The 20,284-nt window shown below is 74.2% G+C and carries 16 protein-coding genes; 12 read left to right on the top strand and 4 right to left on the bottom strand.

Going from position 1 to position 20,284, the window contains the following annotated elements; all coding sequences use genetic code 11:
- The first annotated feature begins 54 nt into the window (after positions 1-54).
- Entirely contained in the window at positions 55-1,209 is a 1,155-nt protein-coding gene (locus tag BJ989_RS13995) for a WD40/YVTN/BNR-like repeat-containing protein (RefSeq protein ID WP_343049383.1), read from the top strand.
- Here the strand turns inward: BJ989_RS13995 and BJ989_RS13990 are convergent.
- Both BJ989_RS13990 and BJ989_RS13985 read right to left on the bottom strand, forming a co-directional pair.
- Positions 1,181-3,838: a glycoside hydrolase family 65 protein gene (locus tag BJ989_RS13990; protein ID WP_179518714.1), complete on the bottom strand. Its 2,658-nt coding sequence runs from the start codon at positions 3,836-3,838 to the stop codon at positions 1,181-1,183. The genes BJ989_RS13995 and BJ989_RS13990 overlap by 29 nt on opposite strands.
- Positions 3,835-4,614 (bottom strand): beta-phosphoglucomutase family hydrolase, encoded by a 780-nt coding sequence (locus BJ989_RS13985; protein ID WP_179518713.1) that lies wholly within the window; start codon positions 4,612-4,614, stop codon positions 3,835-3,837. The genes BJ989_RS13990 and BJ989_RS13985 overlap by 4 nt, the downstream gene beginning before the upstream one ends.
- Before the next feature lie 77 nt (positions 4,615-4,691).
- Here BJ989_RS13985 and ilvD point away from each other — a divergent pair, with 77 nt between their 5' ends.
- From ilvD to BJ989_RS13940, 9 genes are all read left to right on the top strand, one after another.
- Positions 4,692-6,419 carry a dihydroxy-acid dehydratase gene (gene ilvD, locus BJ989_RS13980; protein ID WP_179518712.1) on the top strand — a complete coding sequence of 576 codons (1,728 nt, stop codon included), beginning with the start codon at positions 4,692-4,694 and terminating at the stop codon, positions 6,417-6,419.
- Position 6,420: 1 nt separating this feature from the next.
- A complete protein-coding gene (locus tag BJ989_RS13975) occupies positions 6,421-7,647 on the top strand; it encodes an aminotransferase class V-fold PLP-dependent enzyme (RefSeq protein ID WP_179518711.1) in 1,227 nt (408 codons plus the stop codon).
- Between the two features lie 149 nt (positions 7,648-7,796).
- Positions 7,797-9,020 carry an FAD-binding domain-containing protein gene (locus BJ989_RS17820; protein ID WP_179518710.1) on the top strand — a complete coding sequence of 408 codons (1,224 nt, stop codon included), beginning with the start codon at positions 7,797-7,799 and terminating at the stop codon, positions 9,018-9,020.
- A gap of 44 nt (positions 9,021-9,064) precedes the next feature.
- Positions 9,065-9,481: a VOC family protein gene (locus tag BJ989_RS13965; protein ID WP_179518709.1), complete on the top strand. Its 417-nt coding sequence runs from the start codon at positions 9,065-9,067 to the stop codon at positions 9,479-9,481.
- Positions 9,478-10,158 (top strand): 4a-hydroxytetrahydrobiopterin dehydratase, encoded by a 681-nt coding sequence (locus tag BJ989_RS13960; RefSeq protein ID WP_179518708.1) that lies wholly within the window; start codon positions 9,478-9,480, stop codon positions 10,156-10,158. Before BJ989_RS13965 ends, BJ989_RS13960 begins: the two co-directional genes overlap by 4 nt.
- Before the next feature lie 234 nt (positions 10,159-10,392).
- Positions 10,393-12,198, top strand: coding sequence for an acetolactate synthase large subunit (locus tag BJ989_RS13955; protein ID WP_343049382.1), 1,806 nt, complete (start codon positions 10,393-10,395; stop codon positions 12,196-12,198).
- Positions 12,195-12,764 (top strand): acetolactate synthase small subunit, encoded by a 570-nt coding sequence (gene ilvN / locus BJ989_RS13950; RefSeq protein ID WP_179518706.1) that lies wholly within the window; start codon positions 12,195-12,197, stop codon positions 12,762-12,764. The genes BJ989_RS13955 and ilvN overlap by 4 nt, the downstream gene beginning before the upstream one ends.
- 73 nt (positions 12,765-12,837) lie before the next feature.
- Positions 12,838-13,866, top strand: coding sequence for a ketol-acid reductoisomerase (ilvC, locus tag BJ989_RS13945; RefSeq protein ID WP_343049381.1), 1,029 nt, complete (start codon positions 12,838-12,840; stop codon positions 13,864-13,866).
- 93 nt (positions 13,867-13,959) lie between these two features.
- Positions 13,960-14,682, top strand: a complete 723-nt coding sequence (locus BJ989_RS13940) for a DsbA family oxidoreductase (RefSeq protein WP_179518705.1) — start codon at positions 13,960-13,962, stop codon at positions 14,680-14,682.
- Between the two features lie 10 nt (positions 14,683-14,692).
- Here the strand turns inward: BJ989_RS13940 and BJ989_RS13935 are convergent, their stop codons facing one another.
- Positions 14,693-16,009 (bottom strand): metallophosphoesterase, encoded by a 1,317-nt coding sequence (locus BJ989_RS13935; RefSeq protein WP_179518704.1) that lies wholly within the window; start codon positions 16,007-16,009, stop codon positions 14,693-14,695.
- 321 nt (positions 16,010-16,330) lie between these two features.
- On the opposite strand from BJ989_RS13935, the gene serA reads away from it, so the two are divergent.
- Both serA and BJ989_RS13925 read left to right on the top strand, forming a co-directional pair.
- A complete protein-coding gene (gene serA, locus BJ989_RS13930) occupies positions 16,331-17,917 on the top strand; it encodes a phosphoglycerate dehydrogenase (RefSeq protein WP_179518703.1) in 1,587 nt (528 codons plus the stop codon).
- A gap of 7 nt (positions 17,918-17,924) precedes the next feature.
- Positions 17,925-18,767 carry an acyl-CoA thioesterase domain-containing protein gene (locus tag BJ989_RS13925; protein WP_218848824.1) on the top strand — a complete coding sequence of 281 codons (843 nt, stop codon included), beginning with the start codon at positions 17,925-17,927 and terminating at the stop codon, positions 18,765-18,767.
- A gap of 49 nt (positions 18,768-18,816) precedes the next feature.
- Here the strand turns inward: BJ989_RS13925 and yczR are convergent, their stop codons facing one another.
- Complete coding sequence (gene yczR / locus BJ989_RS13920; protein ID WP_343049380.1) at positions 18,817-20,280, bottom strand: MocR-like transcription factor YczR; 1,464 nt, start codon at positions 20,278-20,280, stop codon at positions 18,817-18,819.
- Positions 20,281-20,284: the final 4 nt, after the last annotated feature.

Below are 20,284 nucleotides of genomic sequence, written 5' to 3'. Positions count from 1 at the left end.
ACCACTACGGTCGGCCGGACGGCGGGCGGCAGGGCACGGCGAGCAGGAGGCACGGTGGACGGCACAGAGCACGGCACGGGGCAGGGCACAGAGCAGGGCACGGGGCAGGGCACGGAGCAGGGCACGGGGCAGGACACGGTGGTGCTCGTGGGCACCCGGAAGGGCCTGTGGGTCGGCCGGTCCGACGGGGCACGCGCGGCGTGGGCGTGGAGCGGTCCCCACGCCGCCATGACGGAGGTCTACGCCTGCCTCGTCACGCCTCCGTCCGACAGCGGGCCGCCGCGGCTGTGGGCCGCCACCGCGTCGTCGTGGCTGGGGCCGACGCTGGTGCGCTCCGACGACCTGGGTGAGACGTGGGTCGAGGCGGGCGTCCCACGCTTCCCCGACGACGTCGACGCCTCGGTCGAGCGCGTGTGGCAGCTGCAGCCCGGTGCCCGGGCCGGCGAGCTGTGGGCCGGCACCGAGCCTGGCGCGGTGTTCCGCTCGACCGACGACGGCGAGACCTGGGAGCTGGTGCGGGGGCTGTGGGACCACCCGCACCGCGCGGAGTGGGGGGAGGGTTTCGGTGGACAGGCCTTCCACACCCTGCTGCCGCACCCGACCGACCCCGACCGGCTGGTGGCGGCGATCTCGACCGGCGGGGTCTACGCCACCACCGACGGCGGAGCGACCTGGGAGCCGCGCAACCGCGGCCTGAAGGCCGAGTTCTTCCCCGACGGCGCGCACTACCCGGAGTTCGGCCAGTGCGTGCACAAGGTGGCGCGCCACCCCGCGCACCCCGAGCGGCTGTTCCTGCAGAACCACGGCGGCGTCTACCGCTCGGACGACGAGGGCGGCTCGTGGGCGTCGATCGCCGCGGGGCTGCCGAGCGACTTCGGCTTCCCGGTCGTGGTGCACCCCCACCGTCCCGACACCGTCCACGTCTTCCCGCTCGGCGGCGGGGAGGGCCGCTTCCCGCCCGAGGGGCGCGCCCGCGTGTGGCGCTCCCCGGACGCCGGTGCGACCTGGGCGGCCCACGACGAGGGCCTGCCCGACGGTTTCTGGGTGGGGGTGATGCGCGACGCGATGACCGCCGACGACCACGAGCGGTCGGGTCTGTGGCTGGGCGCGCGCAACGGCAGCGTCTGGCTGTCGGTCGACGGGGGTCGCTGGCGGGAGGTCGCGCGCGACCTCCCCGACGTCATGTGCCTGCGGGCGGCTCGCTGCTGAGCCGCGGCCCGGCGTGCGAGGCGGTCTGCTCCTCGGGCACGTCGGGTCGCGGCAGGTGCCCGTCGTGCAGGTCGCGGTGGGCCGGCTCGGGCACCCCGGCCGTGATCCGGCTGCCGTCCGCGCGCCGTCCGCCGATCAGCGGGCGGGTGCCGAGGGTGCCGTCCTGGCGCGGCCCGTGCCCGTCGAGGTCGAGCGAGACCGGTCGTCCGGGCGCGACCTCGTGGTCGGTGCCGCGCACGTCCACCACCACGCCCGCCTCGTCGCCGGCCTCGAGCACCTCGAGGTCGAGGTGGGCCTCGCGCACGGTCACCTGCAGCCTGCTGCCGCGCCAGCGCAGGCGGAAGCGCAGCTCCTCCCACCCGACGGGCAGCCGGGGGTCGAGGTGGAGCCGGCCACCGTGGTCGCGCATGCCGCCGAAGCCGGCCACCAGCGCGGTCCACACACCGCCGGCCGACGCGATGTGCAGGCCGTCGACGGTGTTGGCGTGGAGGTCGGCGAGGTCGACGTAGGCCGCCCGGTGGAAGTAGTCGAGGGCGACCTCGTGGTAGCCCACCTCGGCGGCGATGACCGACTGCACGACGGCGGACAGCGTGGAGTCGCCCGTCGTGATCGGGTCGTAGTACTCGAAGTCGGCCTTCTTCTGCTCCGGGGTGAAGCGGTCGCCCTGCAGGAAGAGCGCCAGCACGACGTCGGCCTGCTTGAGCACCTGGAAGCGGTAGATCACCAGCGGGTGGTAGTGCAGCAGCAGGGGGCGCAGCTCGCTCGGGGTGCGGGAGAGGTCCCAGACCTCGCGGTCGAGGAAGTGGTCGTCCTGGGGGTGGATGCCCAGCCCCTCGTCGAAGGGGATGGTCATCCCGGCCGCGCAGCGGCGCCACTCCTCCACCTCGCCGGGGCGCAGGTCGAGGCGGTGCACCGCCCGGTCGTACGCCGCGCGGTCGAGGTCGCGCACCTGCTCGACGGCGTCCGCGGCGCGCTCGAGGTTGAGGCGCGCCATCACGTTGGTGAACAGGTTGTTGTTGACCACCGTCGTGTACTCGTCGGGGCCGGTCACGCCGTGGATGTGGAAGGAGGGCTCACCGTTGGTGCGCCAGAAGCCCAGCTCGGTCCACATCCGCGCGGTCTCGACGAGCACGTCGACCCCGTCGCGCACGAGGAAGCCGGTGTCGCCGGTGGCGTCGACGTACTTCGCGAGGGCGTAGGCGACGTCGGCGTCGATGTGGACCTGCGCGGTGCCGGCCGCGTAGTAGGCCGAGGCCTCCTCGCCGTTGATGGTGCGCCAGGGGAAGAGCGCGCCGCTCTGCGCCATCTCGCGGGCGCGGGCACGCGCGGCGGGCAGCATCCGGCGGCGGAAGTGGAGCACGTTGCGCGCGACCTCGGGGCGCGTGTAGGTGAGGAAGGGCGCGACGTAGACCTCGGTGTCCCAGAAGTAGTGGCCCTCGTAGCCCGAGCCCGTCACGCCCTTGGCCGGCACGCCCTGCTGGTCGGCGCGAGCGCTCGCCTGGGCCAGTGCCAGCAGGTTGAATCGGACCGCCTGTTGCAGGTGGCCGCGCTCCTCGCCGGCGTGCACCGAGCCGGCGCCCGGGTCGGCCCCGGTGGTGCGGAGGGTGACGTCGGCGTCCTCCCACCAGGCGTCGTACCACTCCCGCTGGGCGCGGTGGTAGTGCTCGACGCCGTGCCGGCGCGCGCGGTCGAGGGTGCGGTCGCACCGGTCGGACAGCTCACGCACGGGCACGCCGCGGGAGGTGTGGACGCTGACGAACTTGTGCAGCACGACCGGTCGGCCACGGGTCGCCGCCACGCGGTAGACCGCCTTGGCCTGGTCGGGCTCCGCGCTGCGCACGCACTCCACCGCGTCGTCGGTGCGCAGCACGTGGTCGGCGGCCACGGCGATCGTCATGCCCGAGCGGGCGGTGCGGAAGCCGAGCAGCATGCGGGCACGGTCGTCGCCGCCGTCGACGGTGTGGGCCTGGGGCAGCAGCACCCGACCGGTGAAGCGGCTGGCCTTGCGGGGGTCCACGCCCTCGCCCATGGCGGCGGCCGGCACGTGGTACTCGTCCTCGCCGTCCTGCCGGTTGAGGATCTGCGAGGAGATGACGACCGGCGCGTCGCCGTCGAGCATCTCGACCTCGAGCGTGATCAGCGCGAGGTGCCGCTCGACCATCGAGACGCACCGGGTCGACTCCACCCGCACCCGCTTGCCGGCCGGTGTGCGCCACACCAGGCTGCGCCGCAGCACCCCGTCGCGGAAGTCCAGGGAGCGCTCGTAGTGCTCGAGGTCGGCCGTGCCGAGGATCAGCGGCTCGTCGTCGACGTAGATCTTCACGACCTTGGCGTCGGGCACGTTGACGATCGTCTGGCCCGTCCGCGCGAAGCCGAAGGCCGACTCGGCGTGGTGGATGTCCCAGGTCTCGTGGAAGCCGTTGACGAAGGTGCCGTGGGTGTGGGCGTCGCGCCCCTCCTCGGGGTTGGCACGCATCCCGAGGTAGCCGTTGCCGACGCTGAAGAGGGTCTCGGTGACGCCGAGGTCAGCGGGGTCGTAGGCCGTCTCGACCAGCCGCCACGGGTCCACCGGGAAGCGGCCCCGGTCGAGCGGGTCGGGGTCGTCGGCCGGGTCGTAGCCGCGCTTCACGCGCCGGGCCCCACGAGCTCGGCGAGGTCCGCGACGACCAGGTGGGCCCCGGCGGCGGCCAGCGCGTCGCCCGCGCCGCGGTCGACGCCGACGACGACCGCGAAACCGCCGGCGACCCCGGCGCGCACGCCGGAGACGGCGTCCTCGAGCACCACCGCGCGGTCCGGCTCCGCGCCGAGCACGCGCGCCGCGTGGACGAACGTGTCGGGTGCGGGCTTGCCGGGCAGGTCGAGCTCGACGGCGACCGCACCGCTCACGACGGTGGCGAAGCGGTCGAGCAGCCCGGCCGCCTCCAGCACGGCGGGAGCGTTGGCCGAGGAGGACACGACCGCGAGCGGCAGGCCCCGCTCGCGCAGGTGGTCGAGCAGGGCGACCGAGCCGGGGTAGGCCACGACCCCGTCGCGCGCGAGCACGGCGTTGAAGGCGTCGTTCTTGCGGTTGCCGAGGCCGCAGACCGTCTCGGCGCTCGGCGGGTCGTCGGGCGTGCCCTCGGGGAGGGTGACACCGCGCGAGGCGAGCAGGTCGCGCACGCCGTCGTAGCGCGGCTTGCCGTCGACGTGGGCGAAGTAGTCGCCGTCGGTGTACGGCCCGAGGTCGGCCCCGGCGTACGCCGGGTCCTCGCGGTGCTGCTCCAGCCACGTCGTGAACAGCTCGGTCCACGCACGCATGTGCACCTCGGCGGTCGGCGTCACCACGCCGTCGAGGTCGAAGAGCACCGCGTCGACGCTGGACCAGTCGACGCGCGAGGACGGGGGAGCAGGGGTCTCCGGGTTCACCCCTCCAGGCTAGGTCGCGCGGGCGCACGGTTGAGACCGGGGCGCGGGCGGCGGTGGGGCCACCTAGGCTGGCGCCCATGACCAGCAGCACCGGCGGGACCGACGGGCCCGCACAGCAGCCCGACCTCAAGCCCCGCTCCCGCGACGTCACCGACGGTCTCGAGAAGACCGCCGCCCGCGGCATGCTGCGCGCCGTCGGCATGGGTGACGACGACTGGGAGAAGCCGCAGATCGGCGTCGCGTCGAGCTGGAACGAGATCACCCCCTGCAACCTCTCGCTCGACCGGCTCGCCAAGGCCGTCAAGAACGGCGTGCACGCCGCCGGCGGCTACCCGCTGGAGTTCGGCACCATCTCGGTCTCCGACGGCATCTCGATGGGTCACGAGGGCATGCACTTCTCGCTGGTCTCGCGCGAGGTCATCGCCGACTCCGTCGAGGTCGTGATGAACGCCGAGCGGCTCGACGGCTCGGTGCTGCTCGCCGGCTGCGACAAGTCGCTGCCCGGCATGCTGATGGCCGCGGCGCGGCTCGACCTGGCCTCAGTGTTCCTCTACGCCGGCTCGATCATGCCCGGCCAGGTCGACGGCAACGACGTGACCATCATCGACGCCTTCGAGGCGGTCGGCGCGTGCCTGGCGGGCAAGATCACGCGGGAGGAGGTCGACCGCATCGAGCGCGCGATCTGCCCCGGCGAGGGCGCGTGCGGCGGCATGTACACCGCCAACACGATGGCCTCGGTCGGCGAGGCGCTGGGCATGTCGCTGCCCGGCTCCGCCGCGCCGCCCGCGGTCGACCGCCGCCGCGACGGCTTCGCCCACCGCTCCGGCGAGGCGGTCGTCGGCATGCTGCGGCGGGGGATCACCGCACGCCAGATCATGACGCGCGAGGCCTTCGAGAACGCGATCGCCGTCGTCATGGCGCTCGGGGGCTCCACCAACGCCGTGCTGCACCTGCTCGCGATCGCCCGGGAGGCCGAGGTCGAGCTGACCATCGACGACTTCAACCGGGTGGGCGACAAGGTGCCGCACCTCGGCGACCTCAAGCCGTTCGGGCGATTCGTCATGAACGACGTCGACAAGGTCGGCGGCATCCCCGTCGTGATGAAGGCGCTGCTCGACGCGGGCCTCATGCACGGCGACGTCCTGACCGTGACCGGCAAGACGATGGCCGAGAACCTCGCCGAGATCGCGCCGCCCGCCGTCGACGGCGAGGTGCTGCGCGGGCTCGACCGGCCGATCCACCGCACCGGCGGCCTGACGATCCTCAAGGGTTCGCTGGCCCCCGAGGGCGCGGTGGTGAAGTCGGCCGGCTTCGACGAGTCGGTCTTCACCGGCACTGCCCGGGTCTTCGACGGCGAGCGGGCGGCGATGGACGCGCTCGCCGAGGGCCGCATCGTCGCCGGCGACGTCGTGGTCATCCGCTACGAGGGCCCCAAGGGCGGACCTGGCATGCGCGAGATGCTCGCCATCACCGGTGCCATCAAGGGCGCCGGCCTCGGCAAGGACGTGCTGCTGCTGACCGACGGCCGCTTCTCCGGCGGCACGACCGGCCTGTGCGTCGGCCACGTCGCGCCCGAGGCCGTCGACGCGGGTCCGATCGCCTTCGTGGCCGACGGCGACCGGATCACCCTCGACGTGGCCAACCGGCTGCTCGAGGTCGAGCCCGCCGACGGCTCGTCGTGGGACGACGTGGTCGCGACCCGCCGCGAGGGCTGGGCGCCGCGCCCGCCGAAGTACACCCGCGGTGTCCTCGGCAAGTACGCCAAGGTCGTGCAGTCCGCCGCCCACGGCGCAATCACGAGCTGAGGTGGCCCCTCCCACCGACCCGACCGACCCGGCGTACGCCGCCGGGCTCGACGCAGCGGACCCGCTGGGACCGCACCGCGACCTCTTCGTCGGGGCCGAGACGCCGCTGGTCTACTTCGACGGCAACTCGCTGGGGCGCCCGCTGCGCGTGACCGGCGAGCGGCTGCGCACCTTCGTCGAGGAGGAGTGGGGCGGGCGGCTGATCCGCGGCTGGGACGAGGCGTGGATGGACCTGCCGCTGGTCGTCGGCGACGGGATCGGTGCGGCCTGCCTCGGGGCGGCCGCCGGCCAGGTCGCGGTGGGTGACTCGACCACCGTGCTGCTCTACAAGGCGCTGCGCGCCGCGGTGGCGCTGCGGCCCGGTCGCACCGAAGTGGTGCTGAACCGCGACGACTTCCCGACCGACCGCTACGTCGCGGCGTCGGTGGCGCGCGAGCTGGGGCTGACGCTGCGCTGGATCGAGGTCGACCCTGCCGCAGGCGTGTCGGTCGACGACGCGGCCGGGGTCGTGGGCGAGCGGACCGCGGTCGTGCTGCTGAGCCACGTCGCCTACCGCTCGGCGTGGCTGGCCGACGCGCCCGCGATCACCGCCGTGGCCCACGACGCCGGCGCCGTCGTGCTGTGGGACCTCTCGCACTCGGTCGGGTCGGTCCCGCTCGCGCTCGACGACTGGGGTGTCGACCTCGCGGTCGGCTGCACCTACAAGTACCTCGACGGCGGCCCGGGGGCGCCCGCCTTCGTCTACGCCGCCGCGCGCCACCACGAGGGCCTCGACCAGCCGGTCACCGGCTGGATGGGGCACGCCGACCCGTTCGCGATGGGGCCCGACTGGGTGCCGGCGCCGGGCATCCGGCGCATGGTGTCGGGCACACCACCGATCGTCGGGATGCTGGCGCTGCAGGACATGCTCAGGCTGCTCGCGGCCGTGGGGATGCCCGCGGTGAGGCAGAAGTCCGTGGCGCTCACGTCCTACGCTGTCGACCTCGCCGACGCCTGGCTTGCGCCCCTCGGCGTCGCGCTGGCCTCGCCGCGCGACCCTGAGCGGCGCGGCGGGCACGTGACGCTGTCGCACCCGCGGATGCGCGAGGTGGTGGCCGCGCTGTGGCAGGCCGACGTGCTGCCCGACTACCGCGACCCCGGCGGTCTGCGGCTCGGCCTCTCGCCGCTGTCGACGTCGTTCACCGAGGTCCGCACGGGTCTCGCCGCCGTCCGCGACCTGCTCGCCTGAGCGCCGGCCGCTCCGCGGGTCGAGCCGGGCCGCCAGGCCCACCCCGGTGGCCGAGCCGGGCCGCCAGGCCCACCCTGGTGGTCGAGCGGGGCCGCCAGGCTCCCCCGGTGCGCACGAGCAGGCTTCGCCCCACCCGGCACGATCGAGGCGTGCAGCTCCCCACCCCGCCCGCGCCGAGCAAGGGCGCGACGACGGACGACGCAGCCGCGTGGGTCGCGGCGCACCTCGGCGACCTGACGCTCGAGGGCCCTGACGGGGTGCGGCCCGGACGGCACCGCGGCGGCCAGGTCGCCGCCGACGCGGCCCTGGCCGCGCTCGACGTCACCGGCTACGCCCGCCGGCGCAACGAGGTCTGGCCGCCGTCGCGGCGCGGAGCGACGCGGGTCTCGCCCTACGTCCGCCACGGCCTGCTCACCCTGCGCACGGTGTGGGACCACGTCGCGGACGCGCCCTCCGGCGACCGGCGGAAGTACCGCGACGAGCTGCTGTGGCAGGAGTACGCCCGCCACCTGCACGCACGCACCGGCGACGAGCTGGGTCGGTCGCTGCGCTACGAGCAGCCGCGCACCGACGCCCCCTGGCGCGACCCCTGGCCGCGCGAGATGGCCTGCATGCAGGCCACCGTCGGCGAGCTCGAGCGCGACGGCTGGCTGGTCAACCAGACCCGGATGTGGCTGGCCTCGCAGTGGGCGGTGCGCGCCGGTGCCGACTGGCGCGCCGGCGAGGACGCCTTCTTCACCCACCTGCTCGACGGCTCGCGCGCGGCCAACCGCCTCGGCTGGCAGTGGACGGTCGGCACCGGCAGCGGCAAGCCCTACGGCTTCAGCCGGTGGCAGGTGGAGAAGCGGGCGCCCCAGCTCTGCCGCGGCTGCGCCCTGCGCGACGCCTGCCCGGTGCAGGAGTGGCCCGAGGCGGAGCGCGGCGCACCGGTCGACGGCCCCTACCTGGGCGCGGACGAGGTCCCGGCCGGGCCGCGTGGGCAGGAGGGCGGCGGGGGAGAGGCCGTGTGGCTCACCGCCGAGTCCCTGGGCACCGACGACCCCGCCCTGGCCGCCGACCCCGGCCGGCCGGCCGTCTTCTGCTTCGACGAGCCGCTCCTCGCCCGCCTGCGGCTCTCGGGCAAGCGGCTGGTGTTCCTCGCCGAGACCCTCGGCGACCTGGCCGCGACCCGACCCCTCGTCGTACGCCGCGGGCCGGTCGTGGCCGAGCTCGCCGGCACGCCCCTGGCCACGACCTGGGCGCCGGTGCCGGGCTGGCGGCGCCGCGCCGCCCGCCTCGACGTCGTCGAGCAGCACCCCTGGCCCTGGCTGGTGCGACCGCGCCGCGCACCGGTGCGCTCGTTCAGCGCCTGGCGGAAGGCCGTCGGCGCCTGACGCGGGCGCTGGCCCGTGTCGGTCCGGCCTGGCAGGGTGCGCCCATGGACCAGCGACTGAGCTTCGTCACCCTCGCGGTGGCCGACCTGCAGGCCACCCGGCAGTTCTACGTCGACGGCCTCGGCTGGGAGCCGGCCGTGCACGTGCCCGGCGAGGTGCTGATGTTCCGCGTGGCCGACAAGGTGGTGCTCTCGCTGTGGAGTCGCGTGGCCTTCGAGGAGGAGATCGGCCAGCGGGTGGCCACCGGTGGCGTGCCGCCCCTCACCCTGTCGCACAACGTCGCGACACCCGACGGTGTCGACCGCGTGCTGCAGCACGCCGAGGCCGCCGGCGGCGAGGTGGTCGCCGCAGGCCAGGACCGCGCGTGGGGCGGCTACTCCGGCTACTTCGCCGACCCCGACGGCTTCCGCTGGGAGGTCGCCTGCAACCCGGGCGAGATCGGGCAGTCGGTGCTGCCGTGAGTGCGCCGACCTCCGACCAGCGCCGCCTGCTCACCGCGCCCGACGTGGCCGCGGCGGGCCTCGCCGACTGGCGCCACCTGCGCTCCGAGCTGGTGGCACGCTTCGCCACCGCCGACTTCGCGACCGGCCTGGCCCTGGTCGCGCGGGTGGGGGCCGCCGCCGAGGCCGCTGACCACCACCCCGACGTCGTCCTGACCTACGGGTCGGTGACCGTGCGGCTCACGAGCCACGACGTCGGCGGCCTGACCAGCCGCGACGTCGACCTCGCCCGTGCGGTGAGCGCGCTCGCGGCCGAGGTCGGTGCCCGGTCCGACCCGTCGCACCTCGGTGCGGTCGAGCTCGGCCTCGACACCGCTCGCGGCCCCGAGCAGGCCCGCTTCTGGGCGGCCGTCCTCGGCGCGCAGGTCGAGCGCGACGAGGTCGTCGGCAGCCCGCGCGGCCTGCCCGACGTCTGGTTCCAGGCCCCCGACCCGGCCCACGACCCGCAGCCCGGGGAGCCACCCCAGGCCTGGCACCCCGACGTGTGGGTCGACCCCGCCGACGCCGAGGCGCGGGTGCAGGCGGCGCTCGACGCGGGCGGCAGCCTCGTCAGCGACGCCGACGCGCCGGCGTACTGGGTGCTGGCGGACCCCGAGGGCAACCGGGTGTGCGTGTGCACTCCGCAGGGCCGCGGCTGAGGCGTCGGGCGCCCCGTGGTGACCACATGCCGGGACCCGCGTCCCGAGATGTGGGACGACCGTGCCAGTATGGTTGACGCCGGATCGCCCCGGCGGCGACCGTAGGCGCATGCGCGACGACCTCCTCGTACGCACGCGACGCGTGGACTGAGACCCCGACGGGTCCCAGCTGCGCGTCTTCCCCTCCGCTCGCCGACTCGGCCGGAGGGTTTTTTGTTGGGTTGGCGAGGTCGGGTGCGAGCGCCCGGCACGAGGACAAGGACGGACGAGATGAGCGAGCAGGGCGCGGCGGTGACCGGGGCGGAGAGCCTGGTCAAGTCGCTGGAGTGCGCAGGCGCCGAGCACGTCTTCGGCATCCCGGGCGGCGCGATCCTCCCGGCCTACGACCCGCTGATGGACTCCACCGCCATCCGCCACATCCTCGTGCGGCACGAGCAGGGCGCCGGCCACGCCGCTCAGGGGTACGCCGCGGCGACCGGCCGCGTGGGCGTGTGCATGGCCACTTCGGGCCCGGGCGCGACCAACCTGGTCACGCCGCTGGCCGACGCCCACATGGACTCCGTGCCGATGGTGGCCGTCACCGGCCAGGTCGGGGCCTCGATGATCGGCACCGACGCCTTCCAGGAGGCCGACATCCGCGGCATCACGATGCCCATCACCAAGCACAACTTCCTGGTCACCGACCCCGCCGACATCCCGCGCACGGTCGCCGAGGCCTTCCACATCGCCTCGACCGGCCGCCCCGGCCCCGTGCTCGTCGACGTCGCCAAGTCCGCCCTGCAGGCCCAGACGACCTTCACCTGGCCCGCCGAGCTGCAGCTGCCCGGCTACCGCCCGGTGACCAAGCCCCACGGCAAGCAGATCCGCGAGGCCGCCCGGCTGATCCTCGAGTCGCGCCGCCCGGTGCTCTACGTCGGCGGCGGCACCATCCGCGCCCACGCCCACCGCGAGCTGCGGGTGCTCGCCGAGCTCACCGGCATGCCGGTCGTCACGACGCTCATGGCCCTCGGTGCCTTCCCCGACAGCCACCCGCAGCACCTCGGCATGCCGGGGATGCACGGCACGGTGGCGGCGGTGGGCGCGCTGCAGAAGGCCGACCTCATCATCAGCCTGGGCGCGCGCTTCGACGACCGCGTCACCGGCAACCTCGACTCCTTCGCCCCGCACGCCAAGGTGGTCCACGCCGACGTCGACCCGGCCGAGATCGGCAAGAACCGCCACGCTGACGTGCCGATCGTGGGCGACTGCCGCGAGGTGATCAGCGACCTCGTCGTCGCGCTGAAGGCCGAGGCCGACGCCGGGCGCACCGGCGACTACGAGGCGTGGGTGGCCTACCTCGCCGGGCTCAAGCAGACCTACCCGCTGGGCTACGACGCCCCGTCCGACGGCTCGCTCGCCCCGCAGTACGTCATCGAGCGGCTGAGCGCGATCGCCGGCCCCGAGGCCGTCTACGCCTCGGGCGTCGGCCAGCACCAGATGTGGGCGGCCCACTTCGTGCAGTACGAGCACCCGCGCACCTGGCTGAACTCCGGCGGCCTCGGCACCATGGGCTACGCCGTGCCCGCCGCGATGGGCGCCAAGGTCGGGCGGCCCGAGGCCACCGTGTGGGCCATCGACGGCGACGGCTGCTTCCAGATGACCAACCAGGAGCTCGCGACCTGCGCGATCAACGACATCCCGATCAAGGTCGCGATCATCAACAACGAGTCGCTCGGCATGGTGCGCCAGTGGCAGACGCTGTTCTACAACGAGCGCTACTCCAACACCGACCTGCACTCGAAGCGGATCCCCGACTTCGTCAAGCTCGCCGACGCCTACGGCTGCGTGGGCCTGTCGTGCGAGAGCCCCGACGACGTCGACGCCACGATCGAGAAGGCGATGGCCATCGACGACCAGCCGGTCGTCGTCGACTTCCGGGTGCACCGCGACGCCATGGTGTGGCCGATGGTCGCGGCCGGCACCAGCAACGACGACATCAAGTACGCACGCGACCTCGCACCGCAGTTCGAGGTCGAGGACGACTGGGAGGTCCGCGCGTGAGCGCCTCGAGCACCAAGCACACCCTGAGCGTCCTCGTCGAGAACAAGCCGGGTGTGCTGGCCCGCATCGCGGGGCTCTTCAGCCGCCGCGGCTTCAACATCGACAGCCTCGCCGTGGGCCCGACCGAGCACCCCGAGGTCTCGCGCATGACCATCGTGGTCGACGTCGAGCAATCGCCGCTCGAGCAGGTCACCAAGCAGCTCAACAAGCTGGTCGAGGTCATCAAGATCGTCGAGCTCGACCCGGGCGCGTCGGTCAACCGCGAGCTCCTGCTCGTCAAGGTCCGCGCCGACGGCGAGACCCGCGGCCAGGTGCTCGACGCCGTCCAGCTCTTCCGGGCCAAGGTCGTCGACGTCGCCCCCGACGCCGTGACCGTCCAGGTCACCGGCAACGCCGACAAGCTCGCCGACTTCCTGCGGGTGATGGAGCCGTTCGGCATCCGCGAGCTCGTCCAGTCCGGCATGGTCGCGATCGGCCGCGGCTCCCGCTCGATCACCGAGCGGACGCTGCGCCCGGTGCCCATCCCCGCGCCGCCGCCGGTCACCCGCGCGACGCGCACCAGCTGACGCACCCGCACGTCACCGCACGTCACCGCACCGCACGACGTACCCCACCCGCACACCGAAGGAGAAGCCCACCGTGGCTGAGATGTTCTACGACGACGACGCCGACCTGTCCCTGATCCAGGGCAAGAGCGTGGCGGTGATCGGCTACGGCAGCCAGGGCCACGCCCACGCGCTGTCGCTGCGCGACTCCGGCGTCGACGTCCGCATCGGCCTGCAGCCCGGCTCGAAGAGCCGCGCCAAGGCCGAGGCCGAGGGCCTGACCGTGCTGACCCCGCGGGAGGCTGCGGAGGAGGCCGACGTCGTCGTCATCCTCGCCCCCGACCAGCACCAGCGGAAGCTCTACGCCGAGGAGGTCGAGCCCGCGCTCAACCCCGGCGACGCGCTCGTCTTCGGCCACGGCTTCAACATCCGCTTCGGCTACATCACCCCGCCCGAGGGTGTCGACGTGTTCATGGTCGCGCCCAAGGGCCCCGGCCACCTCGTGCGCCGGGAGTACGTCGACGGGCGCGGCGTGCCCGTGCTCGTCGCGGTGGAGAAGGACGAGACCGGCAAGGCCTGGGACCTCGCGCTCTCCTACGCCAAGGGCATCGGCGGCCTGCGCGCCGGCGGCATCAAGACCACCTTCACCGAGGAGACCGAGACCGACCTCTTCGGCGAGCAGGCCGTGCTGTGCGGCGGCGCCTCGCAGCTGGTGATGTACGGCTTCGAGACCCTCATCGAGGCCGGCTACCAGCCCGAGGTCGCCTACTTCGAGTGCCTGCACGAGCTCAAGCTCATCGTCGACCTGATGTACGAGGGCGGCATCGCCAAGCAGCGCTGGTCGGTCTCCGACACCGCCGAGTACGGCGACTACGTCTCCGGTCCCCGGGTCATCACCCCGGAGGTGAAGGAGAACATGAAGGCCGTCCTCGAGGACATCAAGAACGGCGCCTTCGCGAAGCGGTTCATCGACGACCAGGACGCCGGCAGCCCGGAGTTCACCGAGCTGCGCGCGAAGGGCGAGGCGCACCCGATCGAGCAGACCGGTCGCGAGCTGCGCAAGCTCATGGCGTGGGTCAAGAGCCACGACTCCGACTACGTCGAGGGCACCGCGACCCGCTGAGCCGCCCACCCGCTGACCGCTGCGGCAGCGACCCAGGAGCACGCTCGAGGCCCGGCCGGGAACACCCCGGCCGGGCCTCGGCGTTGACCCCCCATGCGCATCGAGATCTGGAGCGACGTCGCCTGCCCCTGGTGCTACGTGGGCAAGCGGCGCTTCGAGAAGGCCCTGGCCGACTTCGAGCACCGTGACGACGTCGAGGTCGTCTGGCGCTCCTACCTGCTCGACCCCGGCGCGCCCGACCAGCCCACCGAGAGCGTCGCCGAGCACCTCGGCCGCAAGTACGGCGGTGGCCCGGAGGGCGGGCAGCGGATGGTCGACCAGATGGAGGCCACCGCCGCCGAGGAGGGCCTGCTGTTCAACCTGGCGATCGCCCAGCGCGTGAGCACCGTCGACGCCCACCGCGTGCTGCACCTGGCCGGCGACCCAGCCCACGGCGGCAGCCCCCAGCGCGTCGACGCGCTGAAGGAGCGGCTGCTGCGCGCCTACTTCGTCGAGGGCGGCAACGTCGCCGACCCCGACCTGCTCCGCGCGGCCGCCCTCGAGGCGGGGCTCGACGCCGAGCGGGTCGCCGAGGTGCTCGCCTCGCGCGAGTACGCCGACGACGTGCAGGCCGACGTCGACCAGGCGCAGGCCTTCGGTGCCTCCGGGGTGCCGTTCTTCGTGGTCGACCGGAAGTACGCCGTGCCCGGCGCACAGCCGACCGCCACCTTCGCCGACGTGCTGCAGCGGGCCTGGGACGAGGCCCACCCGGCCCTGCAGAGCGTCGGCGGGCCCGACGAGGACGGGGCCGTCTGCGGGCCCGACGGCTGCGCCTGACGCGGAACCGCTAGCGAGCCGCGCGGGCAGGTGGTTCCGTCTTGTCGGTCGTGGACTCCCATGGTGCCAACGTGCCGCTCCCCGGCGTGCGCACAGTGCGGTCAGCGCCGAGCACCATCGTCCCCGTGGTCACCGGCGACCTGTCATAGGTCACGAAAGCCGAGGGCGTCTTACGGGCGTCGGTCTGCCACAGTTGTGGGCCGACGGGCCCGCCTGACCTCCCGACAAGGTCTACGGCGGCGAGCGCAAGCCGGTCCCCGCGCACTTCGCCGAGGAGGTAGTTGGTGCCACCAGACGTGAAGATGCCACCGTGGCTGACCTGGGTCACCCCGTCTCGCCGGATCGCCGTCACCTCGTGGACCTCCCCGGAGAGGTACAGGTCCACGCCGCGGTTGCGCATCGTCCGCCAGAACGGCGAGGTTCGGCCGCCGGAGTAGTACAGACCGGACGAGGCCCGCTGGCGCACAGGTCCCAGTACGGGAGTGTGACCCTGCACGATGGTCCAGTCGACCCCGTCGAGTTGGGCGCGCGCAAGCACCCGTTCGAGCCAGGCCAACTGCCGCGGATCCAGCTGCGACACCACGCCCGTGTCGGTGCGACGGAAGACGTCGACGGTGACCAGGAGGACCTCGCGGTGAAGCCGGACGGCGTACGCGGTCGCATGCGCAGGCCCCGCTGGCCGCGAGCGATAGCCCTGCGGCGCGACGATGTGGTCCGCGAACACGTCCTTGAAGACCCCGAATGCGCGGTGCTTGAAGCGCGGGTACGGAGCGCCGGAGCGCGCCCAAGGGTTGTCGCCCAACTCGTGGTCACCCACCGCAGCGTGAACGTCGAGCCCGCGCGCCGAGAACCGGCTGCGCCACTGGCGGAAGTACAGGCGGCCGGCTCGGCGTACCGCCGCCACCCTCTCCGGGTATGTCCGGACGGGGCCGAAGGTCCCTGTGCCCGAGCTGTCGAGGCCCCAGTGGCCCTCGACCAGGTCCCCGGCCACGAAGACGTCGTCGGGTTGTTCTGCCGCGAAGACGTCCATCACGACGCGTAAGGCGTCCCGGTAGTCGTCGTTGATCGAGTTGGGCTGCCCGTTCCGGTATGACCCGGACCGGGTGACGTCCCCAACATCGCCGTTCAGGAAGTCGGGCGATGACAGGAAGCGGTAGTCGGCCGGCTCGGTGGGCTCGCTGGGTTCGCTGGGTTCGGTGGGCTCGCTGGGCTCGCTGGGCTCGCTGGGCTCGGTGGGTCCCGCCGGCTCGGTAGCCTCGGTGGGGGTGGGTGTGCCTGGCTCGTCGGCACGTGCCGGCACGACCGGGCCGACCAGGAGGCCGCTCACGAGCACCACGGCGGCGGCTCCGCCAGTCAGTCCTGCCCACCGCGGCAGGCGCCTCACGATGGCGCGTCGTCGACCCACTGTTCCCCAATCCTGTCCCGAGCGCGCGTGCGCGCCGGCCGCGCCCCCGGCGGCCGGGTACATCCGACCACGACCGTACGGTGGCTGTGGGCCGTTCGCCGACTCCCGCCCCAAATCTTGAGCGCGTCTTCGGTCGGCTGCCCGAGTCGGCCGACCTCTTGTACGCTGGGTGGCGGCACAGCGTCGTGCACGACCGGAGACCCCGGTCCCCACACACCCGCGCCCAACCCACGAGGACCTGCTGTGACCAAGCCTGTCGTGCTCATCGCCGAAGAGCTCAGCCCCGCCACCGTCGAGGCACTCGGCCCCGACTTCGAGATCCGCCACTGCGACGGCGCCGACCGCGCGGCCCTGCTGCCCGCCCTCGCCGGCGTCGACGCGGTGCTGGTGCGCTCGGCCACCAAGGTCGACGCCGAGGCGCTCGCCGCCGCCGACCGCCTCAAGGTGGTCGCCCGCGCCGGCGTCGGCCTCGACAACGTCGACGTCAAGGCCGCGACCCAGGCGGGCGTCATGGTCGTCAACGCGCCGACCTCCAACATCGTCTCCGCCGCCGAGCTCGCCGTGGCCCTCATGCTCGCCGCCGCCCGCAACGTCAGCCCGGCCCACGCCGCGCTGAAGGACGGCGAGTGGAAGCGCTCGAAGTACACCGGCACCGAGCTCTACGAGAAGACCGTCGGCATCGTCGGCCTCGGCCGGATCGGCGTGCTGGTCGCGCAGCGGCTCTCGGCCTTCGGCATGCAGGTCATCGCCTACGACCCCTACGTGCAGGCCGGCCGGGCCGCGCAGATGGGCGTGCGCCTCGTCGACCTCGACACCCTGCTGGCGGAGTCCGACTTCATGTCGGTCCACCTCCCGAAGACGCCGGAGACGCTCGGGCTGATCGGCGACGACGAGCTGCACAAGGTGAAGCCGTCGCTCGTGCTGGTCAACGCCGCCCGCGGCGGCATCGTCGACGAGGGCGCGCTCTACTCCGCGCTGAAGGAGGGCCGCGTCGCCGCGGCCGGCCTCGACGTCTTCGCCAAGGAGCCCTGCACCGACAGCCCGCTCTTCGAGCTCGAGAACGTCGTCGCCACCCCGCACCTCGGCGCCTCCACCGACGAGGCCCAGGAGAAGGCCGGCATCGCCGTGGCGAAGTCGGTGCGCCTGGCGCTGTCGGGCGAGCTCGTGCCCGACGCGGTCAACGTGCAGGGCGGCGTCATCGCCGAGGACGTGCGTCCCGGCATCCCGCTCACCGAGAAGCTGGGCCGCGTCTTCACCGCCCTGGCCGGCGAGGTGGCCCAGAGCCTCGACGTCGAGGTGCGCGGCGAGATCACCGAGCACGACGTCAAGGTGCTCGAGCTGGCCGCCCTCAAGGGCGTCTTCTCCGACGTCGTCACCGAGCAGGTGTCCTACGTCAACGCCCCGCTGCTCGCCGCCGAGCGCGGCACCGAGGTGCGCCTGGTGACCGAGGCCGACAGCCCCGACCACCGCAACCTCATCACGCTGCGCGGCACGCTGGCCGACGGGGCCCAGGTCTCCGTCTCCGGCACCCTCGTGGGCATCCAGCAGCGCGAGCGCCTCGTCGAGGTCAACGGCTTCGACCTCGACATCGAGCCGACCGAGCACCTGGCGTTCTTCTCCTACGCCGACCGCCCCGGGATCATCGGCGTCGTCGGCCGGGTGCTGGGCGACGCGGGCGTCAACATCGCGGGCATGCAGGTGGCGCGCAACGCCAAGGGCGGCAACGCCCTCGTCGCGCTGTCGGTGGACACCGCGATCCCGGCCGAGACCCTCGCCGACATCGAGACGACCATCGAGGCCGACACGGTCCGCGCCGTCGACCTGGTCTGACCGGCCGGTGAGCGCGGCTGACGACGTGGTCGACGCGCACGACGCGGAGGAGGCCGCCGGGCGACCGGCGGCCTTCTTCACGTCCCCCGACGGTCGCTGGTTCGCGCCGACCGCGCTCGCCCGCGGGCCGTGGGACGCCGACAGCTGCCACGCCGGACCACCCACCGGGCTGCTGGCCCGGGCCTCCGCGCACGCGCTGCCCGACCAGCCGCTGGTGCGGCTGACGGTCGACCTCGTCCGGCCGGTGCCCATGGCGGGCTTCGCCGTCGAGGCCGAGGTGACGCGCGCGGGTCGCAGCGTCTCGACCACGCTCGTGCGCCTCCTCGCGGCCGACGGGCGCGAGCTGCTGAGCGCCCGCGGCCTGCACGTCGCGTCGTACGCCGAGGGGCTGGGGTCCGTGCCCACCGCACCCGTGGCGGGGCCCGTGCTCGCCGACGCCGTGCCCGGGCCGTTCCCCATCGGCCGCACGCTGCACGGCCTGCCGTGCTTCACCGACGCGGTCGAGACGGCCTACCCACCGGGCCACGACGGCTCGCCGGGGCCCACGACGCTGTGGCTGCGCGCGCCGCGGCTGCTCGCCGGAGAGGACCCCTCGCCCTTCCAGCGGATCTGCCCGCTCGCCGACTGCGGCAACGCGGTCTCGCGCAACGAGGACGTCGCTCGCCTCGGCTTCCTCAACGCCGACCTCACCGTCGCGCTGCACCGCCGGCCCGAGGGGGAGTGGTTCGCCTCGGAGTCGGTCTCGCACTGGCACGCCGACGGGCTCGGCATGTCCGACTCCGTGCTCCACGACGTGCACGGCCCCGTCGGACGTGCCGTGCAGACGCTGCTGCTGCGACCGCTCGGCTGAGGCCGCCACCGCCGCCGCTCGGAGGGCCGGGCGGGGAGCACGGGGCGGCTCAGGCCACCATGACCGGGCCGCCGGAGCCGTCACGCGAGGCGCGCCCCGCGGATCCGGGTCCCACGCCGGCCCCGCCCGCCACGCGGGCCCACGCCTCGGCGAGCCGGCGCACGGCGAGCTCGAGCTCGGCCTCCGGGCGCGTCCACGGCAGGCGCACGAAGCGGCCGAGGCCGCCCTCGACGGCGAAGGTCGGGCCGGGAGCGACGACGACGCCGCGCTGGTCGGCCTCCGCGGCCAGGGCCGTCGCCACCGGCTCGGGCAGCTCGCACCACAGCGCCAGCCCGCCCTGCGGCACGCGGGTGCGCCAGGAGGGGAGCTCGCGCGCGACCGCGGCGACCAGTGCGTCGCGCTGGCGCCGCAGGCGTCGGCGGTGCTCGACGGCGACCTCGTGGTCGTCCCCGAGCAGCCGCGCCAGCACCAGCTGCTCGAGCACGGGAGCACCGAGGTCGACGCCGAGCCGCGCCCGCGTCAGCCGGTCGACGAGGTCGCGCGGCGCCCGCACCCACCCCAGCCGCAGGCCGCCCCAGTGGCTCTTGCTGGCGCTGCCGAGCGTGATCGCGTCGGGGGAGTGCACGGCGAAGGGCGCGGGCATCCCGGCGCGCTCGAGGTCGTCGTCGAGCACGAGGGCGCGGTGCGCCTCGTCGACCACCGCGACGGTGCGCGTGCGCCGCAGCGCCGCGGCGTACTCCTCCCGCTGGGCGTCGTCCATCAGCAGCCCGGTGGGGTTCTGGAAGTCGGGGATGAGGTAGGCCGTGCGCGGCGCCGCCTGGCGCAGCGCGGCGGCGACGACGTCGAGGTCCCAGCCGTCGGGGTCGACCGGCGCGCCCAGCACGCGGGCACCGGCGTGGCGGAAGGCCTGCACGGCGTTGGGGTAGACGGGCGTCTCGACGAGGGCGCGGTCACCCGCGCCGAGCAGGCCGTGGGCCACGATCGCGGTGGCCGACAGCGCGCCGGCCGTGACCAGCACCTGCCCGGGGTCGGTCGGCAGGCCCTGCTGGTCGTACGCGGCGGCGACGGCCTGCTGCAGCACCGGCAGGCCGGCGGGGAAGTAGCCGTGGCCGCCGAGGTAGGCGGGGAGGTCGGCCGCCGCGGCGGCGTGGGCCTCGGCGAGACCCGGCGGCGCCGAGGGCGCGGCGCAGTTGAGGTCGACCGCGTCCTCGTCGCCCGGGCGCGGGACCAGCGCGCGGTCGAAGGCCCGGGCCCGGCCGCCCGGAACCCGCGTGAAGGTGCCGGCCCCGCGGCGGGCCTCGGCCCACCCCTCCTCGCACAGTGCCGCGTAGGCCCGGGTGACCGTCGTGCGCGAGACGCCGAGTGCCGCGGTCAGCTCCCGCTCGCTGGGCAGCCGGGTCCCGACGGCGATGCGTCCGTCACCGACGGCGAGCCGGACCGCCGCGGCCAGACCGGCGTAGGCGGGGGAGCGGTCGAAGCCCGCCACGAGGGTGGCCACGCGGGTGGCGCTCACGGAT

The organism is Nocardioides perillae (assembly GCF_013409425.1).
Lineage (GTDB): Bacteria > Actinomycetota > Actinomycetes > Propionibacteriales > Nocardioidaceae > Nocardioides > Nocardioides perillae.
This window is presented reverse-complemented; position numbering and strand designations above follow the sequence as displayed.